The organism is Pseudomonas sp. B329 (assembly GCF_023127835.1).
In the GTDB taxonomy this organism is placed as follows: Bacteria; Pseudomonadota; Gammaproteobacteria; order Pseudomonadales; family Pseudomonadaceae; genus Aquipseudomonas; species Aquipseudomonas synxantha_A.
Genome location: NZ_SPKP01000012.1, coordinates 54,040 through 73,736, shown reverse-complemented (window position 1 = coordinate 73,736; position 19,697 = coordinate 54,040). Strand labels below are relative to the sequence as shown.

The window sequence follows — 19,697 nt, the reverse complement described above, 5'->3', positions numbered from 1 at the left end:
ATGTCTTTTGATCTCGCCGCGCGCCTCACTGCCCGCCGTGCCGAACATCTATACCGTCAACGCCCGTTGCTTCAGAGCCCCCAAGGCCCCGAAGTGGTAGTGGATGGCCAGCCATTGTTGGCGTTCTGCAACAACGATTACCTGGGCCTGGCCAATCACCCGCAGGTGATCGAAGCCTGGCGTGCCGGGGCGGCCCGTTGGGGCGTGGGTGGCGGCGCTTCGCATTTGGTGGTGGGCCACGTCACGCCGCACCATGAGTTGGAAGAAGCCCTGGCTGACTTGACCGGGCGCCCGCGTGCGTTGCTGTTTACCACCGGCTATATGGCCAACCTGGGCGCGGTCACGGCGCTGGTGGGGCAGGGCGATACGGTGCTGGAAGATCGCCTCAACCATGCTTCGTTGCTGGATGCCGGCTTATTGTCCGGGGCGCGGTTCAACCGCTACCTGCATAACGACGCCGGCAGCCTGGCCAAGCGCCTGGAAAAGGCCACCGGCAGTACGCTGGTGGTCACCGATGGTGTGTTCAGCATGGACGGCGACCTGGCCGACCTGCCAGCGCTGGCCCGGGAAGCCAGGGCCAAAGGTGCCTGGCTGATGGTAGATGATGCCCATGGTTTTGGCCCGCTGGGTGCCCATGGCGGCGGCATCGTCGAACATTTTGGCTTGAGCCAGGACGATGTACCGGTGCTGGTTGGCACCTTGGGCAAAGCCTTCGGCACCGCCGGGGCATTTGTGGCAGGCAGTGAAGACTTGATCGAAAGCCTGATCCAGTTTGCCCGGCCGTATATCTACACCACCAGCCAGCCACCGGCACTGGCCTGCGCCACCCTCAAAAGCCTGGAGTTGCTGCGCAGCGAACACTGGCGGCGTGAGCACCTCAACGGGTTGATCCGCCAGTTCCGCCGCGGTGCCGAGCAGATGGGCCTGGCATTGATGGACAGCTTTACGCCGATCCAGCCAATCCTGATTGGCGACAGCGCCCGGGCGTTGCAGCTGTCACAGATGCTGCGCGAGCGTGGGCTGATGGTGACTGCAATCCGCCCGCCGACTGTACCGGCCGGCAGTGCAAGGTTGCGCGTGACATTGACGGCGGCGCACAGCGAAGCGCAGGTGCAGCTATTGTTAAACGGATTAGAGCAATGTTTCCGGTTGTTGAACGCAGCGGAGCCCGACCATGCGTGATCGCCTGATACTGCTGCCCGGTTGGGGTCTCGGTGTGTCGCCGCTGGAACCGTTGGCCGCGGCACTGCAGGGCCTCAACGAGCACCTGCGGGTACAGATCGAACCCTTGCCGGCGCTGGATTCCAGTGATCTGGATGAGTGGCTTGACGAGCTCGATGCGACGCTGGCGGACGACGTCTGGCTCGGGGGCTGGTCGCTTGGTGGGATGCTCGCTTCAGAGTTGGCGGCGCGCCGGGGCGAACGTTGCTGCGGTTTGCTGACCCTGGCGAGCAACCCGTGTTTCGTCGCCCATGACGGTTGGCCCCACGGGATGCCCGCCGAGACCTTCGATGCTTTCCTGGCGGGCTGTCACGCTGACTCCGAGGTGACCCTCAAGCGGTTCGGCCTGTTGTGTGCCAAGGGCGCGCAAGAGCCTCGCGGGCTCTCGCGCTTGCTGGTCAGCGGTGCGCCGCATACCGCCCCCAGCGTGTTGATGCCCGGCCTGGAGCTGCTGGCCCAACTGGATACCCGCGCGGCCTTGCAGGCATTTCGCGGGCCGCAGTTGCATCTGTTTGCCGGCCTGGATGGGCTGGTACCTGCCGAAGCCGCCAGTGACCTGCTGGCGTTGCTCCCGGATGTAGAAGTCGGCCTGATTGAACAGGCCGGTCACGCGTTTCTTCTGGAAGACCCCCACGGTGTAGCGGGGGCCATCCAGGCTTTTTTGCATGAGTGTGTTGATGACTGACTTATCCCACCCTTGTTTGCCGGGTGCCTTGCCGGACAAGCGCCAGGTTGCTGCCTCGTTCTCCCGTGCAGCGGCCAGCTACGACAGCGTGGCCGAGTTGCAGCGCGCAGTAGGGCATGAGTTGCTCCGCCGTTTGCCCAGCGAGCTTTCGCCACAACGCTGGCTGGATATGGGTTGCGGCACAGGGTATTTCAGTCGCGTGCTGGGTGAGCGTTTGCCCGGGAGCGAGGGCGTGGCGCTGGATATCGCCGAAGGCATGCTCAACCACGCGCGTCCGTTGGGTGGTGCCGCGCATTTCATGGCTGGCGATGCTGAACGCTTGCCGCTGAAGGCTGACAGCTTCGAGCTGCTCTTCTCGAGCCTCGCCGTGCAATGGTGTGCCAACTTCGATGCAGTGCTCAGCGAAGCTCAGCGCGTATTGCAACCTGGCGGTGTGTTGGCGTTCGCGAGCCTGTGCGTGGGTACCCTGGATGAACTGCGCGAAAGCTGGCGAGCGGTAGACGGCTTGGTTCACGTCAATCGCTTTCGCACCTTCGAGGCTTATCAGCAGTTATGTGCGGCCAGCGGCTTGCGGGTGGTGAGTCTCGCGCGACAGCCCCATGTGCTGCATTACCCGGATGTGCGCAGCCTGACCCACGAGCTCAAAGCGTTGGGCGCCCATAACCTCAACCCCGGCCGCCCCGGCGGCTTGACGGGGCGCGCGCGGATTGTTGCACTGGTAGACGCATACGAGCAGTTCCGTCAGGCTCAGGGCCTGCCCGCCACGTATCAGGTGGTGTACGCCGTACTGGAGAAACCGCTATGAGCGTCGCTTACTTCATCACCGGCACCGACACCGATGTGGGCAAGACCACTATCGCGGCCGGCCTGTTGCATGCTGCCAGGCTCGCGGGCAAAAGCACGGCCGCCGGGAAGCCGGTGGCGTCGGGGTGCCGGTTGACTGCCCAGGGCTTGCGCAATGCCGATGCCCTGGCGTTGTTGGCCGAGTGCTCATTGCCGCTCAGTTATGCCGAGGTCAACCCGGTGGCATTCGAGCCGGCTATCGCGCCGCATCTGGCTGCGCGCGAGGCGGGCGTGGGGCTGACGGTGCAATCGTTGCTCAAGCCGATGCAACAGATCCTGGCCCGTGGAGCCGACTTTACCTTGATCGAAGGGGCGGGCGGCTGGCGCGTGCCCTTGGCCGATCAGGCCAACCTGTCTGACCTGGCCATCGCGCTCAAATTGCCGGTGATCCTGGTGGTGGGCGTGCGCCTGGGCTGCATCAGCCACGCGCTGTTGACCGCCGAAGCAATCGCACGGGACGGCTTGCCGCTGGCCGGCTGGGTGGCGAATATCATCGATCCCAAGACCTCTCGTCTGGAAGAAAACCTCGCCACCCTGGCCGAGCGCTTGCCGGCGCCCTGCCTGGGGCGAGTGCCGAAGCTCAAGGATGCCGGTGCCGCCGCCGTGGCGGAGTACCTGGAGTTGGACCTGCTTGACTGATTTTGGCTATCGCGAGGCATTATGCCATTAGTGTTTTTGACGAGCCTTTTGCCGGTATGTCTGCTTCAATCCACCTTCACGATTCTCTCAAGGCAGGCTTAAGCCATGGAAATCTCTGGAAGCAGCGCGTTTTATTCGGGCCTGAGCAGTATTCAGACCGGGCAGAACCGTGTCGACCAGGCGGCCGGCAAGATTGCCAGCGCCGCAACAGCCCAGCCATCGGCCGCGCAAAGCGATCGTCTGCAAGCCAATGACCGCGCCCAAGCGTCAAACTCGGCGAGCAATATGGTGGAAATGGCCCAGGGCAAGTTTCAAGTCGAGCTGGGGGCAAAAGTCGCCAAGGCTTCGGATGAAATGCTCGGTACGTTGATCGATACCTACGCCTGATCCCCTGCTGAACTCAATTAAAAATGTGGGAGGGGGCTTGCTCCCGATGCGGTGTATCAGCGTGCCCATTCATAGCTGACCTACCGCTATCGGGAGCAAGCCCCCTCCTACATTCGCCTGTGCCTGGCCCTGAGCTAGTTCTCTATTCGTTTTTTGCAGTGGCATCCCGCCGCAGGCCTTGCCGTGCCTGGCGATGACCTGCGTCAAGACAAACGGCATCTGGCCGACGCTTGACAACCCTGGGTCGTAAACGTATGTTTCAAACACCTGTTTGACCGCCATAACAAATCCACGCGGTTGTTCATCCCAGATACATCAGCAGAGGTTTATCGCTATGCCTGACTACAAGGCCCCCTTGCGTGATATTCGCTTCGTTCGTGACGAACTGCTCGGTTATGAAGCGCACTATCAGAGCCTGCCGGCTTGCCAGGACGCTACCCCGGACATGGTCGACGCCATCCTCGAAGAAGGCGCCAAGTTCTGTGAGCAAGTGCTGGCACCGCTGAACCGCGTGGGCGACATCGAAGGGTGTACCTGGAGTGAGTCAGGCGTTAAGACCCCTACCGGTTTCAAAGAAGCCTACAAACAGTTCGTCGAAGGCGGCTGGCCGAGCCTGGCCCATGACGTGGAGCACGGTGGCCAGGGCTTGCCGGAGTCCCTGGGCCTGGCGGTGAGCGAAATGGTCGGCGAAGCCAACTGGTCGTGGGGCATGTACCCTGGCCTGTCCCATGGCGCGATGAACACCATTTCCGAGCACGGCACCCCCGAGCAGCAAGACGCTTACCTGACCAAGCTGGTGTCGGGCGAATGGACCGGCACCATGTGCCTGACCGAGCCACACTGTGGTACCGACCTGGGCATGCTGCGCACCAAGGCCGAGCCTCAGGCTGACGGTTCCTACAAAGTCTCCGGCACCAAGATCTTCATCTCGGCCGGTGAACACGACATGGCCGACAACATTGTCCACATCGTACTGGCCCGCCTGCCGGACGCACCGGCCGGCACCAAAGGCATCTCGCTGTTTATCGTGCCCAAGTTCCTGCCCAACGCCGATGGTTCGGTGGGCGAGCGCAATGCGGTCAGCTGTGGTTCCCTGGAACACAAGATGGGCATCCACGGCAACGCCACCTGCGTGATGAACTTCGACGCAGCCACCGGTTTCCTGATCGGCCCGGCGAACAAAGGCCTGAACTGCATGTTCACCTTTATGAACACCGCTCGCCTGGGCACTGCCCTGCAAGGCTTGGCCCACGCCGAAATCGGCTTCCAGGGTGGCCTGAAATATGCGCGTGATCGCCTGCAGATGCGCTCCCTGACCGGCCCTAAAGCACCTGACAAAGCCGCTGACCCGATCATTGTGCACCCAGACGTACGCCGCATGCTGCTGACCATGAAAGCCTTCGCCGAAGGTAACCGCGCGATGGTGTACTTCACCGCCAAGCAAGTGGACATCGTCAAGTACGGCACCGATGACGAAGCCAAGAAACAGGCCGATGGCCTGCTGGCATTCATGACCCCGATCGCCAAGGCGTTCATGACCGAAGTCGGCTTTGAATCGGCCAACCACGGCGTGCAGATCTACGGTGGCCACGGCTTCATCGCCGAGTGGGGCATGGAACAGAACGTGCGCGATAGCCGTATTTCGATGCTGTACGAAGGCACCACCGGCATCCAGGCCCTGGACTTGCTCGGCCGCAAAGTACTGATGACCCAAGGCGAAGCGCTCAAGGGCTTCACCAAGATTGTGCACAAGTTCTGTCAGGCCAACGAAGGTAACGACGCGGTTAAAGAGTTCGTTGCACCGCTGGCGGCACTGAACAAAGAGTGGGGCGAGTTGACCATGAAGGTCGGCATGGCCGCGATGAAAGACCGCGAAGAAGTCGGTGCCGCTTCGGTGGATTACCTGATGTACTCCGGCTACGCGTGCCTGGCGTACTTCTGGGCCGACATGGCGCGCCTGGCCGCCGAGAAACTGGCTGCCGGTACCAGCGAAGAGGCGTTCTACACCGCCAAGTTGCAGACCGCGCGCTTCTACTTCCAGCGCATCCTGCCGCGTACCCGTACCCACGTGGCGACCATGCTGTCGGGCGCCAACAACCTGATGGACATGAAAGAAGAAGACTTCGGCCTGGCTTACTAAGCCTTACCGGTTCTTTCTGCAACCGCCGCCTCTTTCGGGACGCGGCGGTTTTTTTTGCCCTCCTACAGAGTGCGGGCATAAAAAACCGCAGTGATGCACTCAGGGATTACAACCCGCTGCCGTTACAGTAGTGGCAATGTGATGCGTGTCAGTCCGATTGTGCTTAACTGACTGCATGAAGGCACAGTGCCATTATTTTGCGGGTCGGAGTTTTACCCTTGTCACGCGTGTCTGCTGTACGTTTCAGTCATTTCCTACCTTCGCTGCTGCTGTTGCTGGCCGGGCTTTCGGCTGCGTACGTCAAGGACCTCAACGTCTTCTTCACCTCGCTGTTCAACGTGTTGCCGACCCTGGTCCTGCTGCTCGGCGGCGCGTACTGCGCGGTCTATCGGCGCCAGCGTGAACTGTTCCTGATGATCACGGTGTACGTCGCCTATTTCCTGCTGGATACCCAGACCGATTTCTACCGCGACAATGGCCGCGTGCGTGACGACGCCGCGGTGGTGTTCCACCTGTGTTGCCTGCTGTTGCCGTTGCTGTTCAGCATCTATGCGCTGTGGCAGGAAAAAACCCATCTGTTCCGTGACTTCGTCGCCCGCTGCGCGGTGTTGCTGGCGGTGGGCAGTGTGGCGCTGGCCCTGGAGCAAAGTTTCCCCCAGGCTTTGCTGGGCTGGTTGGCGGAGATTCGCTGGCCGATGCTGCATGGCGCGTGGATGAGCCTGATCCAGCTGTCCTATCCCATGTTCCTGATCGGCTTCCTTACCCTGGCCGCCCAGTATTGGTATCAGCCGCGCCCGCTGCACGCCGCCCAATTGGTGGGGTTTTTGGGCCTGTTCTGGATGTTGCCGCAAACCTTCATCCTGCCGTTCACCCTCAACATCATGTGCAGCCAAGTGATGTTGATGATTGCTGCCGGTGTGGCCCACGAAGCCTATCAAATGGCGTTCCGCGACGAACTGACCGGCTTGCCGGGACGACGCGCCCTCAACGAACGCATGCAACGGCTGGGGCGCAACTATGTGCTGGCGATGAGTGACGTTGATCACTTCAAACGTTTCAACGACACCCATGGCCACGACGTGGGCGACCAGGTGCTGCGCCTGGTGGCGAGCAAGCTGTCCAAGGTCAACGGCGGCGGGCGCGCCTACCGGTATGGCGGTGAAGAATTTGCCGTGGTGTTTGCCGGCAAGACCTTGGATGAATGCATGCCGCACCTGGAGGAGATTCGCGAGATCATTGCCGGCTACGCCATCAAGTTGCGTAACCCGGATCGTCCTCATGACGACCACCAAGGCCGTCAACGGCGTGCGGGCAGCGGAGCCTCCAGCGTGTCGGTGACGGTCAGCATCGGCGTGGCCGAGCGTCAGGCCGAGCAGCGTAACCCTGAAGAGGTGCTCAAGTCCGCCGACCAGGCGCTGTACGCCGCCAAGGGCGCCGGGCGTAACTGCGTGATTGCGGCCGGGCAAACCCGTCGTGGCGCGGTGCGCACGCAAAGCGCTGCGGGTTGAGTCAGCGCGCTGTATTTACTGTGACTTAAAAATACCAGATAGTCACAAGCAGACCCTATGTGTCTGAAAAGTTGTTCGGGTACACTCGGGGTCTGTAAAACCGATCCTATCGAATCACTTTTCATGTTCCCACGAGGTTTGCCATGGCTGATTACAAAGCGCCGTTGCGTGATATGCGCTTCGTCCTCAACGAAGTTTTTGAAGTCGCCAAGACTTGGGCCGAACTGCCGGCATTGGCAGACACCGTTGATGCCGAAACCGTTGAGGCGATCCTCGAAGAGGCCGGCAAGGTTACCGCCAAATCCATCGCGCCCTTGAGCCGCGGCGGCGATGAGCAAGGCTGCCATTGGACCGACGGCGCGGTGCGTACCCCGGACGGTTTCCCCCAGGCTTATGCGACCTACGCCGAAGGCGGCTGGGTGGGTGTGGGCGGCGATCCGACCTATGGCGGCATGGGTATGCCCAAGGCGGTGTCGGCGCAGGTTGAAGAAATGATCAACTCGTCGAGCCTGGCATTCGGCCTGTACCCGATGCTGACCTCCGGCGCCTGTGTCTCGATCAACACCCACGCCAGCGAAGAGCTCAAGGCCGCGTACTTGCCGAAGATGTATTCCGGTGAGTGGGCAGGTTCCATGTGCTTGACCGAAGCCCATGCCGGCACCGACCTGGGCATGATTCGCACCAAGGCCGAGCCTCAGGCGGACGGTTCCTACAAGGTCAGCGGCACCAAGATCTTCATCACCGGTGGCGAGCACGACCTGACCGAGAACATCATCCATCTGGTGCTGGCCAAACTGCCGGATGCACCGGCGGGGCCCAAGGGCATCTCGCTGTTTCTGGTGCCCAAGTTCATGGTGAACGCCGACGGCAGCCTCGGCGCGCGCAACCCGGTGACCTGCGGTTCGATTGAACACAAGATGGGGATCCAGGCGTCCGCGACCTGCGTGATGAACTTCGACGAAGCCGTGGGTTATCTGGTCGGTGAGCCTAACCGTGGCCTGGCGGCGATGTTCACCATGATGAACTACGAGCGTCTGGGGGTGGGCATCCAGGGCCTGGCGTCCGGCGAGCGCTCCTATCAGAACGCGATTGAATACGCCCGCGACCGCCTGCAAAGCCGCTCCCCGCTGGGTGCACAGGCCAAGGATAAAGTGGCAGATCCGATCATCGTGCATCCGGACGTACGCCGTATGCTGCTGACCATGAAGGCGGCCAACGAAGGCGGTCGTGCGTTCTCCACCTACGTGGCGACGCAGTTGGACATCGCCAAGTTCAGCGACGATGCGCAGGCGCGCGAGCGCGCCGATAACCTGGTGGCGTTGTTGACACCCGTGGCCAAGGCGTTCCTCACCGACCTGGGCCTGGAAACCACTGTGCTCGGCCAGCAAGTGTTTGGTGGCCATGGCTATATTCGCGAATGGGGCCAGGAGCAGTTGGTGCGTGACGTGCGCATCACCCAGATCTACGAAGGCACCAACGGCATTCAGGCGCTGGATTTGATGGGACGCAAGATCGTCGGCAGCGGCGGTGCGTTCTACACGCTGTTCGCCGATGAGATCCGCCAGTTCATCGCTGAATCGGGGGCCGAGCTGGCCGAGTTCACCACGCCGCTCAGCGCAGCGGTGGATAACCTGGATGAATTGACGGCCTGGGTACTGGACCGCGCCAAGAGCAACGCGAATGAAATCGGCGCAGCGTCGGTGGAGTACCTGCATGCATTCGGCTACATGGCCTACGCCTATATGTGGGCGCGCATGGCCAAGGCCGCGTTGGGCAAAGAGGCCGAGGAGGCTTTCTACGCCAGCAAATTGGGGACTGCACGTTTCTACTTTGCCCGTCTGCTGCCGCGCATTCATTCGTTGAGCGCGTCGGTAAAAGCCGGTAGCGAATCGTTGTTCCTGATGGATGAAGCACTGTTTTAAGGGCCTGTAGGGCGTGTAAGCAATCTCTTACATGACGTGCTGCTAATCGTCCTCTATCGCCAAATTGGATCCACGGATAATCTACTTCACATGGACGTCGCGCAGGAAGCGCAAAGCAACAACACGGACACGTAGGATTCTGCCAGGACGGCGGAGTGAAATGGATGTCAGGGAAACAGTCTGCAAAGCCCCGCTTCGGCGGGGTTTTCTTTTGCCCGCGAAAAAGTCAGGCGCTTGCCTGCGGGGCATTCATCACGTCTTCCAGCAGGGTGCGCAGCAATGCGACGGTGGCCTGTTGGCGTTGCACATCGCGGCACACCAGCCCCACCTTCAATGGCACCCTCGGTTCGCTCAAGGGTTTCCACAAAAGCGCCTGGCTGTTGTGTTCGTCCTGGGAACGCCCCGGTAGCACCGTCGCCAGCTTGGTGTGGGGCAGGCTGTCGAGTATTCCCACCATGGTGTTGAGCTCCGCTTGCACCTGCGGGCGCCGCCCCAGGTTGGCCAACTGGCCCTGCCAGATCTGCCTGACTTGAAACTCCTCCCCCAACAGCAGCATCGGTAACTCGGCAGCTTGTTTGAGCGAGACTTTCTTGAATTCGCGCAGCGGATGGTCGTCGGGAATCACCACCTTCAACTCATCTTCATACAGCAGCACACCGTGCAGGCCTGGCTGGCGTGGTGGCAGGTAGCTGATGCCAATGTCGAGGGAGCCGTTGAGCAACCGCCGCTCAATCTCAAGCCCCGTCAGCTCGTAAATCTGCACCACCAAATGAGGCTGGGCCTTGCGCACGCGCTCAAGCATTTGCGGCACCAGGCTGGTGTGCACGGTTTGCAGCACGCCGATGGCCAGGGTCCGCATGGCCTGGCCCTTGAAGTTGCGTAGCGCTTCGACGGCTTGCTGCATGCCATCAATGAGCGGCAACGCGTGGTTGTATAAGGTGTGCGCCGCCAGGGTCGGCAGCAGCCGCTTGCTGCTGCGTTCGAACAGACTTACATCAAGGTTCTGCTCCAGCTGGCGAATCTGTTGTGACAAGGCCGGTTGCGAGATCGAAAGACGCTCCGCAGCACGCCCTACGTGGCCTTCCTCATACACCGCGACGAAATAACGCAGTTGCTTGAAATCCATAAGGCTTACTTATCGAAAAAGCTGGAAAATCGAAATGGCCGCTGGCCCCCGAGACGCCTAGTCTAGCGCCTATTCGCAGGGCTTACAGGGCCGGATCGGACAATGAACAGCGTTTTTGTTGATAGCGTTTACATAGGCAAGGCAAAAAAACCTCAGGTGCAATGGTCCGGCCGTAACCACCAAGGTCAGGTTGCCAATGGGGGTAAGTTGTGAATCTGTTCAACATCCGCCGCCCCGCCCCGAGCCTGGATGACCTGATCCAGGATGCCCCACGCGACACGCATTCAACCGAGCATTTGATGCCCACTGTGGCGCGCCCACCTCAAGTGTTTGTGCGAGGCCAGGGCTCGTGGCTGTGGGACAGTGATGAGCGTGCCTATATGGACTTCAGCCAAGGCAATGCCGCCAACAGCCTGGGCCATAGCCCACAGGTATTGATCAAGGCCCTGGCTGCGCAAACCCAGGCGCTGATCAATCCCGGCAATGGCCTGCATAACCGTGCCCAACTCAATCTCGTCGAGCGCCTTTGCCAGCATACCGGCAGCGACCAGGCTTACCTGCTCAATAGCGGCGCGGAAGCCTGCGAGGCGGCAATCAAACTGGCGCGCAAGTGGGGGCAACTGCACCGTGGCGGGGCCTATCGCATTATCAGCGCCAGCAACGGTTGCCATGGACATGGCTTCGCTACGCTAGCCGCTTCGGCTGGTACCTTGGTAAACCGCTTCGAACCGCAATTGTCGGGCTTCAGTCACGTTCCCTTCAATGATCTTCCCGCCCTGCATGCTGCCGTGGATGCCCAGACGGTGGCCATTCTGCTGGAACCGATCCAGTGCGAAGCCGGCGTGATCCCGGCGACCGAACACTATCTCAAAGGCGTCGAGCGGCTGTGCCGCGAACTGGGGATCCTGCTGATCCTCGACGAAGTGCAAACCGGCATGGGCCGCTGTGGCACCTTGCTTGCCGAGCAACAGTACGGCGTGCATGCCGACATCATCACCCTGGGCAAGGGCCTGGGCGGCGGTGTGCCGTTGGCGGCGCTGCTGGCACGGGGCAAGGCCTGTTGCTTTGAAGTGGGTGAGCTGGAAGGCACCCATCATGGCAATGCATTGATGGCCTCGGCTGGGTTGGCCGTCACCGATACCGTGCTTGAGCGCGGTTTTCTTGAGCATGTACGCGTGTTGGGCTGTCACCTGGGCGAAGGGCTTGCCCGCCTGGCCTATCGCTACGGCCATGGCCCATTGCGCGGGAATGGCCTGATGTGGGGGCTTACCTTATCGGATGATTCTGCGGATGCGGTGGTAAAAGCCGCGCTGCAAGAGGGACTGATCCTCAGCGCGCCGCAACCCGACTGCCTGCGCTTCACACCGGCGCTGACGGTGAGCAAAAGCAACATCGACGAAATGCTCCTGCGCCTGGCCCGCGCCTTCTCACGGGTGCGCACCGCGCAACTGCAATGCCGAAAGGGCATTGCTGTTTAACCGTCCAATTCCTGAACCGTCTCGCGGTATACGCGGCGCCCTCAGCCTGATTCTTTTGGCTGGGGGCGTTTTTTTGCCTGAGTAATTTCTGGTGTGAAAACGTTTATTGAGTCTCTTTGGAAACGATGGCTTTTTAGCGAGCGTCGGCAAGGACTGCCGGAGGGGCACGACGTGCTCGACTTTTAATCTATACCACTGGGTGGTATGTTTTAGGAAGGGATCTCCATGAGGCTCAGGTTGTTCAAAACAAGGCGATTTGCCGAGGCGGCCACTAAAGTCTGGATCTGCGATTCTGAGTTGAGGAAGGCGTTTGGCGAAATGTTGAGGGGGCAGGCAGATAATCTGGGAGGTGGTGTCTGGAAAAAACGTCTCAACCAGAATCGGCATCGGTCTGTTGTATTGGCCAAGGGCAGGCATTATTGGGTTTATCAGTTTCTGTTCGCGAAGCAGGATCAAAGCAATATAACGCAGAGCGAACTTGTCTGGTTTCGAACACTTGCCAAAACTTATGAAGGGTTAAACGAAGCACAGATTCAGCGCATGCTGGATCTCAGGGAGTTTGTGGAGATACATCATGACCAAGAAGTATAAAAGTGAGGCGCTTGAGTCCATTCATCAGTCTGCCGAAGCGCTTCATGCCATCGGCGCCATCAGCAAAACCACGCTTCGAGAATATGATGAAGCATGCTTATCTGCCATGCCGGACCAAATCCCTGCCGAACAGATCAAGCAACTGCGTGAAAGCAGCCATGTCAGCCAACCTGTATTTGCCCGCTACCTGAACACCAGTGCTTCCACGGTCAAAAAATGGGAGTCGGGCGAGAAACGGCCCAGCGGCATGGCACTCAAGTTGTTGAGCGTCGTGAAGAAGCATGGTCTGCAGATTCTGGCGTGAGATGGCCCGATGCCAGAATCCACTGAACCCTCACGAACCGCCAATGTCGATTAGCTACACGGCTCACACGAGCCGATTTTCTGGAGCTGACCCATGGACATTATTCGTATCATCATCGCTATTCTGCTGCCGCCACTGGGTGTGTTCCTGCAAGTAGGCTTCGGCGGTGCATTCTGGCTGAATATCCTGCTGACCCTGTGCGGTTACTTCCCTGGCATCATCCACGCGGTGTACATCATCGCCAAGCGTTGAAGCCCTCAGCCTTTTGCAATGAGCCGTGAGTTGCGCTCATTGCGAAAGGCCAGTTGCTCGATGGTCTGGGTGGCATGTTCGGCTTCTTCCCGTGCCTGCAGGATGATGCCGTGCTGCTCGGACTTACTGCATACAGGGTCGGCATTGCTGGCGTCACCGGTGAGCATGAACGCCTGGCAACGGCAGCCGCCGAAATCCTTTTCCTTTTCATCGCATGAGCGGCAGGGCTCGGGCATCCAGTCGTAGCCGCGAAAGCGATTGAAACCAAACGAGTCGTACCAGATGTGCTGCATGCTGTGGTCGCGCACATTGGGAAACTGCACCGGCATCTGCCTCGCGCCGTGACAGGGCAGGGCGGTGCCGTCCGGTGTCACCGTCAGAAAGATGCTGCCCCAGCCGTTCATGCAGGCTTTAGGGCGCTCTTCATAATAATCCGGTGTCACGAAGATCAGCTTGCACGGATGACCTTCGGCTTCCAGTTTGGCGCGGTATTCATTGGTGATGCGTTCGGCGCGCACCAACTGGTCTCGGGTCGGCAATAAGCCCACGCGATTAAGCTGCGCCCAGCCGTAGAACTGGCAGGTGGCGAGTTCGACAAAATCCGCTTCCAGCGCGATACACAGTTCGATGATGCGGTCGATCTTGTCGATATTGTGCCGATGAGTGACGAAGTTCAGCACCATCGGGTAGCCGTGTGCCTTGACCGCACGGGCCATTTCCAGTTTTTGCGCGAAGGCTTTTTTCGAGCCGGCCAACAGGTTGTTCACCTGTTCGTCGCTGGCCTGGAAACTGATCTGGATATGGTCCAGCCCGGCCTTTTTGAAGTCGCTGATTTTCTGCTCGGTCAGGCCGATACCGGAGGTGATCAGGTTGGTATAGAAGCCCAGCTTGCGGGCCTCGGCGATCAGTTCGGCCAAGTCCTGTCGCACCAGTGGTTCACCCCCGGAAAACCCCAGCTGTGCGGCACCCATCTCGCGGGCTTCGCGAAACACCTTGATCCATTGCTCGGTGCTCAGCTCTTTGCCCTGCTCGGCGAAATCCAGCGGGTTGGAACAGTACGGGCACTGCAGCGGGCAGCGATAGGTCAACTCGGCCAGTAGCCACAGCGGCAAGCCGATGGCGGGTTTTTCAGGCAAGGGTGATCCAGTGCTCAGCACGGGCGACCTCCATGAATTGCTCGATGTCTTCACCGAGCTCCGGTACGCCGGGGAATTGTTGGTCCAGCTCGGCGATGATGGCTGCCACGTCGCGCTCGCCGTCGATCAAACCGCCGATCAACGCGGCGCTGTCGTTGAGCTTGATCATGCCTTCCGGATAGAGCAGCACATGGCCTTTTTGCGCAGGCTCATACTGGAAACGGTAGCCCTGGCGCCAGGTCGGTATTTTGCTGCGATCAAAGCTCATAGGGTGATCCCTTTATGCCACACCCGCTGCTCGGTCACGCTGTGATAGGGCGGGCGTTTGAGTTCGTAGGCCATGCTCATTGCATCGAGCATGCTCCATAGAATATCCAGTTTGAACTGGAGAATTTCCAGCATGCGCTCCTGGCCCTCGCGGGTGGTGTAGTGCTGCAAGGTGATCGCCAAGCCATGTTCCACATCGCGACGAGCCTGGCCCAGGCGGGTGCGGAAGTATTCGTAGCCGGCCGGGTCGATCCACGGGTAGTGCTGCGGCCAGCTGTCGAGGCGCGATTGGTGGATCTGCGGCGCGAACAGCTCGGTCAGCGAGCTGCTGGCAGCTTCCTGCCAACTGGCGCGGCGGGCGAAGTTGACGTAGGCGTCCACCGCGAAGCGTACGCCGGGCAGCACCAGTTCCTGGGAGCGCAGCTGGTCCGGGTCGAGGCCAACAGCCTGGCCCAGGCGCAGCCAGGCTTCGATACCGCCGTCTTCCCCCGGTGCGCCGTCGTGATCGAGCAAACGCTGGATCCACTCGCGGCGGATCTCACGGTCCGGGCAGTTGGCCAGGATCGCGGCGTCTTTCAGAGGAATGTTCACCTGGTAATAGAAGCGATTGGCGACCCAGCCCTGGATCTGCTCGCGGGTAGCGCGGCCTTCATACATCGCCACATGGTAGGGGTGATGGATATGGTAGAAGGCGCCCTTGGCCCGCAAGGCTGCTTCGAACTCGGCGGTCGTCAGCGGTGTGTCAGTCATTTCAGTGGCTCCTACAATTCAATGCTCATGCCGTCGTACGCCACTTCGACATTGCGCCGCACCAACTCGGCTCGCTCGGGGGAATCTTCATCGAGGATCGGATTGGTATTGTTGATGTGGATAAGCACCTTGCGCTGCTTGGGCAACTGCTCCAGCACTTCGAGCATACCGCCCGGGCCGTTCTGCGCCAGGTGGCCCATCTCGCGACCGGTGCGGGTGCCGACGCCACGGCGCTGCATTTCATCGTCATCCCACATCGTGCCGTCTATCAAAAGGCAATCGCTGCCGCCCATGATATCCAGCAGCGGCGCGTCGACCTTGCCCAGGCCCGGGGCGTAGAACAGTTTACCGCCGGTGCGCAGGTCTTCGACGATCAGGCCGATGTTGTCACCAGGGTGCGGGTCGAAGCGGTGCGGCGAGTAGGGCGGCGCTGCGCTGCGCAACGGCAGTGGGGTGAAACGCAGGTTGGGGCAGGCCGGGATGGTGAAGCTGGCGTCCAGTTCGATGCGGTTCCAGGCCAGGCCGCCGTTCCAGTGGGTCAGCATGGTGAACAACGGGAACCCGGTGCTCAGGTCTTCATGGACCATGTCGGTGCACCATACCTGATGCGGGCAGCCTTCCCGCAGGCTCAACAGGCCAGTGGTGTGGTCGATCTGGCTGTCCATCAGGATGATTGCGCTGATACCGGTATCGCGCAGGGCGCGCCCGGGTTGCATGGGCGCAAAGCCCTGGAGTTGCGCGCGGATATCCGGCGACGCGTTGCACAGTACCCAATTCACACCGTCGTCGGAGATCGCGATGGACGACTGGGTGCGCGCCTGGGCCCGCAGGCTGCCATCGCGAAAGCCTGCGCAGTTCACGCAGTTGCAGTTCCACTGCGGGAAGCCACCGCCGGCGGCGGAACCTAGAATCTGGACAAACATGATCTCTCCATCAAGCGCAGCTCAAAACAAAAACGCCCCGGGCGAACCGAGGCGTTGTATTACTCAGCCAATCAACGGCTGGCGAAGTACATGGTGACTTCGAAACCAATACGCAGATCAGTGTAAGCAGGTTTGGACCAGGTCATATTCTTACTCCTATCAAGGGATGGGACGTTCACTACCAAGTAATACATATAGTCCACCTCCCACTGGAGATGTTCAGATATTGCTGCGCAATGTTACGCAATTCTTTTCAAGTTAGCGCTGTCTCGATGGAAAAAGCCTGTTGCAGGGTTGGCAACGATCATTGTGCCGCTTGCCAGTCATCGCTGATACGCGGGCCGTTAGCTACGCAACGCCAGCCGCCTGCTGCTTCAAGGAGTTGTTGGGCTGCGTGCTGCAAGTCCTCGCGTGTGCGGCTTTGGATCAGGTGTTGAAGTTGATCCAGGTAACTCGACGAATGACCCGCCAACTGCGCGTGCCAAAGCAAATCGGCGGCTTGGCTGACGGGGAGTGCCTGCGCCGTGAATTGCTGCGCAAGAGGCTGATTGCCCACGTCTGCGCTGCGTTCGATCAAAGACGGCAGTTGTTGCAGGAAGGCTTGCAGGTGTTCGGCGATCCTGCCCAGTGACAGGCTGGGCGATTGCACGCCAAACAACAGGCCGGTTTGCCCGTTGACTTGTCGGATGCCGCTGAACACGGCGTAGCCGATTTGCAGCTCAACTCTCAAACGTTGGTAGAACGGGCCCTGGAGCATATGCCCGAGCAGTCGCCAGTTGGCCTCATCGACGAGAGATTGGCTCGGCACTGGACAAAAAAGCAGCAGCGCAGCGTCGCTGGATGCGGTGTTCACCGGGTGCCAGATCCGCTCCCCGTCAAGAACTTCAGGTGTGCATTGAATGTTGGCCGGCTGCCCTGGCAAGCGGGCGGCGGCGATTTTGATCGCCGCTTCACAGGCCGCAGGCAAACCCGCACCCAGCCCCTGCCAGTGAGCGGTGGACCACGACGCTGGTGTCTCCGAGGAGTCGGCTGAAACACCGACGCAGCAAGCCGGCAACGCCTTGAGAAGTTCGCGAATGGCGATCATTGGCGTGGGCGTCGGTGATGACAGATGTGCATCCGAGCTGCTCAGGCTGCGCGCCAACGCTTCGAGCACGGCCGGCATCGGTTCGTGAAGGCCGTGCATGTTCACCCGCCAATCGTTGCCAATGGTTTCGCAAGACAACTCGACACCCGCTTGACGGGCTTGCTCGCGCAACGGCTGCAACAGGCTTTCCAATCCGGCGGGTACGGCAGCGTCAAACCGCCAATGCAGGTACAGCGCGCCTTCGTCGGTGTCACCTGCCAGTGCGTTGCTGAAGGTCAGCGCCGATAACTCCCTCCGGCCCCGTAAGCGATCCTGGGCAAAGGTACGCAAGCCCCGATGGGCGCTGGTTTGGCCGCGGATCAAACCGGCGCGTTCTTCCTTGGCCGGCGCACGAAGAAAGGGGTTACCCGGTGGGAGTTGCCAACCGTGTTCAGACGCGGGCAGATGCAGCGATGCCAGCATGGCCTTGAGGGCTGCAATGCCTTGGTCCGACAGGTCTTCGCTGTCGTCGCGAGCCAATGTCAGGGCGCCTTGAACCTGCTGTTGACGCGCATTGAGCAAGGCAAGCTCTTCACGTAATGGATTCCAGTCGCTGTGTGCGAAAAAGCTCAGCCAGTCATACAACAAGGCTTCGATCTGCGTCGCCGGTTGGCGGTCGCTATCGAGGGTAACGTCGATATCCAGTACCGCCTGGTCCGCGTAGTGGTACAGCACAGACGCATGCAGCGCGCTGGCCAGTTGGCTAGCTTTCAGTTTGGCCAACAACCCGCCTGCCGCCGAAGCGTTGAGCCAGGTGCAGAGAAACTCCAGTGCTTGGCGGGGGGCGTTACAGGTGATGACCTGATGCAGGTGCTGGCTGGCGGTGTGTTGATAGCTGCGTGCCTGGCCGTGCATCAGGGGTGGTGGTGCGGTTTGCGGGTGCAGGGGGCCGGCAATCAGTTCGTCACCGAACTGCTGGGCAAGGGTTTGCAAATCTGCCAGCGATTGCGGACCGGCGAGGCTCAAGGTCATCTGCCCGCTTTGATAGAAGTGCCTATGGAATTCGCGCAAGGCTTGCTGAAAATCGTCGCTTTCCACCGTCAGGCTGTCGCGGTTGCCGGCATGGAATCCTCGCAGCGGGTGATCGACCGCTAAACCTTGCAACAACGCAACTTGGTGTTGTGCCCTGGCGTCCTCGGACCAGGCCACGAACTCCGCGTGCAGCACTTCGCGTTCACGTCGTTGATCGTCGAGCGTCAGGCGTGGATGAGTCACCATGTCTGCCAACCGCGCCAGCCCGTCAGCGAAGGCCGACACCGGCAGCTCAAAGAAATACTCGGTGGTTCGCTCGCGGGTACTGGCATTGACCTGCCCACCGAGGCGCTGCACGTAGGCCATCAATCCTTCCCCGGCCGGAAAACGCTCGGTACCGAGAAACAGCAAATGCTCAAGAAAGTGTGCCAGCCCCGGCCAGGCCAATGGCACATCGTGACTGCCGGCAGCCACGCGCAGAACGGCGGCGCAGCGCTTCAAGCGCGGCGCATGGCGCAGGGATACTCGCAGGCCATTGGCCAGGGTCAGATGAACGGGGTGAGGGTGAACCGGCGCAGGCATGGGCACTTCCGAGGCGTGAGAAGTGCCTATGCTAGCAAACCCGTGGGGTCAGGGCTTGTGCAGCGCGCCGTAGAGTTCGGGGCGTCGGTCTTGCAGGTAGTGGTTGGCGGCGCGTGCGCTGAGGATTGACTGGCGATCCAGGGTGCCGACGATCAAGGCTTCGTCCAGGCCGGCCTGGGCGATACGTTGGCCATCCGGTGCGGCAATGCTGCTTTGTCCACAGTAATGAATCTCGCCTTCGTGCCCGCAGTAATTGGCATAGGCCACAAAGCACTGGTTTTCAAACGCCCGCGAACGCACGGTGACGTCGGCGACAAAATCGAACGGCACCATGTTGGCGGTGGGCACCAGAATCAGTTCGGCGCCGGCCAGGGCCAGACGCCGGGTATTCTCCGGAAACTCCAGGTCGTAGCAAATCAGAAACCCCAGCTTCCAGCCGTTGAGTTCTACCACCGGAAAATCATCGTCGCCTGCGCTGAACATGGCGTGATCCAGATCGCCAAACAGGTGGGTCTTGCGATAGTTACACAGGCGCTGCCCCTCGGCGTCGATCAACTGGACGGCGTTGTAGATCTGCCCATCGTCAGCCCGCTCCGGATAGCCGTAGAGAATGGCCAGCCCGGCGTTTTGCGCGATCTCGGCAATGGCTTGGGCAGACTCCCCATCCCGCGCCTCGGCCAACGCGCCAACAGCTTCGGCGCCGATGTTATAGCCCGAGAGAAACATCTCTGGCAGCACCAGCACATCGGCGTCGGATGCCTCTTGCGCCAGTTGGCGCAGGCGCTGGATATTACCGGCCACATCCAGCGGCAGCGGCGGGCATTGGTACAGGGCGACACGCATGT

General features: G+C 60.6%; 20 protein-coding genes. 12 read left to right on the top strand and 8 right to left on the bottom strand.

Annotated elements, in window-relative coordinates:
- From bioF to E4P00_RS08985, 8 genes are all read left to right on the top strand, one after another.
- Positions 1 to 1,182: an 8-amino-7-oxononanoate synthase gene (gene bioF, locus E4P00_RS09020; protein ID WP_248131218.1), complete on the top strand. Its 1,182-nt coding sequence runs from the start codon at positions 1 to 3 to the stop codon at positions 1,180 to 1,182.
- On the top strand, positions 1,175 to 1,906 hold the full coding sequence (locus E4P00_RS09015; protein WP_248131215.1) for an alpha/beta fold hydrolase: 732 nt from the start codon (positions 1,175 to 1,177) through the stop codon (positions 1,904 to 1,906). The genes bioF and E4P00_RS09015 overlap by 8 nt, the downstream gene beginning before the upstream one ends.
- Complete coding sequence (gene bioC / locus E4P00_RS09010; RefSeq protein ID WP_078822490.1) at positions 1,899 to 2,711, top strand: malonyl-ACP O-methyltransferase BioC; 813 nt, start codon at positions 1,899 to 1,901, stop codon at positions 2,709 to 2,711. The genes E4P00_RS09015 and bioC overlap by 8 nt, the downstream gene beginning before the upstream one ends.
- On the top strand, positions 2,708 to 3,388 hold the full coding sequence (gene bioD, locus E4P00_RS09005) for a dethiobiotin synthase (protein WP_078822489.1): 681 nt from the start codon (positions 2,708 to 2,710) through the stop codon (positions 3,386 to 3,388). Before bioC ends, bioD begins: the two co-directional genes overlap by 4 nt.
- Positions 3,389 to 3,493: 105 nt before the next feature.
- A complete protein-coding gene (locus E4P00_RS09000; RefSeq protein ID WP_078822488.1) occupies positions 3,494 to 3,775 on the top strand; it encodes a pyrroloquinoline quinone biosynthesis protein PqqE in 282 nt (93 codons plus the stop codon).
- Between the two features lie 334 nt (positions 3,776 to 4,109).
- Positions 4,110 to 5,915, top strand: a complete 1,806-nt coding sequence (locus E4P00_RS08995) for an acyl-CoA dehydrogenase C-terminal domain-containing protein (protein WP_248131213.1) — start codon at positions 4,110 to 4,112, stop codon at positions 5,913 to 5,915.
- A gap of 218 nt (positions 5,916 to 6,133) precedes the next feature.
- Positions 6,134 to 7,423 carry a GGDEF domain-containing protein gene (locus E4P00_RS08990; RefSeq protein ID WP_032879116.1) on the top strand — a complete coding sequence of 430 codons (1,290 nt, stop codon included), beginning with the start codon at positions 6,134 to 6,136 and terminating at the stop codon, positions 7,421 to 7,423.
- Between the two features lie 143 nt (positions 7,424 to 7,566).
- A complete protein-coding gene (locus E4P00_RS08985) occupies positions 7,567 to 9,345 on the top strand; it encodes an acyl-CoA dehydrogenase C-terminal domain-containing protein (RefSeq protein ID WP_078822486.1) in 1,779 nt (592 codons plus the stop codon).
- Between the two features lie 226 nt (positions 9,346 to 9,571).
- Here E4P00_RS08985 and E4P00_RS08980 read toward each other — a convergent pair whose 3' ends face one another.
- A complete protein-coding gene (locus E4P00_RS08980) occupies positions 9,572 to 10,471 on the bottom strand; it encodes a LysR family transcriptional regulator (RefSeq protein WP_005792083.1) in 900 nt (299 codons plus the stop codon).
- A 209-nt stretch (positions 10,472 to 10,680) separates the two neighbouring features.
- Here E4P00_RS08980 and E4P00_RS08975 point away from each other — a divergent pair, with 209 nt between their 5' ends.
- The 4 genes from E4P00_RS08975 (at position 10,681) to E4P00_RS08960 (ending at position 13,096) form a co-directional block, all read left to right on the top strand.
- On the top strand, positions 10,681 to 11,949 hold the full coding sequence (locus tag E4P00_RS08975; protein ID WP_216090391.1) for an aminotransferase class III-fold pyridoxal phosphate-dependent enzyme: 1,269 nt from the start codon (positions 10,681 to 10,683) through the stop codon (positions 11,947 to 11,949).
- A gap of 225 nt (positions 11,950 to 12,174) precedes the next feature.
- On the top strand, positions 12,175 to 12,540 hold the full coding sequence (locus tag E4P00_RS08970) for a type II toxin-antitoxin system RelE/ParE family toxin (protein WP_032879120.1): 366 nt from the start codon (positions 12,175 to 12,177) through the stop codon (positions 12,538 to 12,540).
- Positions 12,524 to 12,844, top strand: a complete 321-nt coding sequence (locus E4P00_RS08965; RefSeq protein WP_032879122.1) for a DNA-binding transcriptional regulator — start codon at positions 12,524 to 12,526, stop codon at positions 12,842 to 12,844. The genes E4P00_RS08970 and E4P00_RS08965 overlap by 17 nt, the downstream gene beginning before the upstream one ends.
- A gap of 93 nt (positions 12,845 to 12,937) precedes the next feature.
- Positions 12,938 to 13,096, top strand: coding sequence for a YqaE/Pmp3 family membrane protein (locus E4P00_RS08960; RefSeq protein ID WP_003194776.1), 159 nt, complete (start codon positions 12,938 to 12,940; stop codon positions 13,094 to 13,096).
- A 5-nt stretch (positions 13,097 to 13,101) separates the two neighbouring features.
- Here E4P00_RS08960 and pqqE read toward each other — a convergent pair whose 3' ends face one another.
- The 7 genes from pqqE to E4P00_RS08925 form a co-directional block, all read right to left on the bottom strand.
- Positions 13,102 to 14,253 carry a pyrroloquinoline quinone biosynthesis protein PqqE gene (gene pqqE / locus E4P00_RS08955; protein WP_005792079.1) on the bottom strand — a complete coding sequence of 384 codons (1,152 nt, stop codon included), beginning with the start codon at positions 14,251 to 14,253 and terminating at the stop codon, positions 13,102 to 13,104.
- Positions 14,225 to 14,500, bottom strand: a complete 276-nt coding sequence (pqqD, locus tag E4P00_RS08950; RefSeq protein WP_032879124.1) for a pyrroloquinoline quinone biosynthesis peptide chaperone PqqD — start codon at positions 14,498 to 14,500, stop codon at positions 14,225 to 14,227. Before pqqD ends, pqqE begins: the two co-directional genes overlap by 29 nt.
- Positions 14,497 to 15,249 carry a pyrroloquinoline-quinone synthase PqqC gene (gene pqqC, locus E4P00_RS08945; protein WP_017138042.1) on the bottom strand — a complete coding sequence of 251 codons (753 nt, stop codon included), beginning with the start codon at positions 15,247 to 15,249 and terminating at the stop codon, positions 14,497 to 14,499. The genes pqqD and pqqC overlap by 4 nt, the downstream gene beginning before the upstream one ends.
- Before the next feature lie 11 nt (positions 15,250 to 15,260).
- Positions 15,261 to 16,172, bottom strand: coding sequence for a pyrroloquinoline quinone biosynthesis protein PqqB (pqqB, locus tag E4P00_RS08940; RefSeq protein WP_103735240.1), 912 nt, complete (start codon positions 16,170 to 16,172; stop codon positions 15,261 to 15,263).
- Between the two features lie 71 nt (positions 16,173 to 16,243).
- Complete coding sequence (gene pqqA, locus E4P00_RS08935) at positions 16,244 to 16,318, bottom strand: pyrroloquinoline quinone precursor peptide PqqA (protein ID WP_003194766.1); 75 nt, start codon at positions 16,316 to 16,318, stop codon at positions 16,244 to 16,246.
- Between the two features lie 158 nt (positions 16,319 to 16,476).
- Positions 16,477 to 18,852 carry a pyrroloquinoline quinone biosynthesis protein PqqF gene (gene pqqF, locus E4P00_RS08930; protein ID WP_248131211.1) on the bottom strand — a complete coding sequence of 792 codons (2,376 nt, stop codon included), beginning with the start codon at positions 18,850 to 18,852 and terminating at the stop codon, positions 16,477 to 16,479.
- Between the two features lie 48 nt (positions 18,853 to 18,900).
- The gene (locus E4P00_RS08925) at positions 18,901 to 19,695 is read right to left on the bottom strand and encodes a carbon-nitrogen hydrolase family protein (RefSeq protein WP_032879127.1); all 795 of its coding nucleotides are present in this window, start codon (positions 19,693 to 19,695) and stop codon (positions 18,901 to 18,903) included.
- Positions 19,696 to 19,697 lie beyond the last annotated feature (2 nt).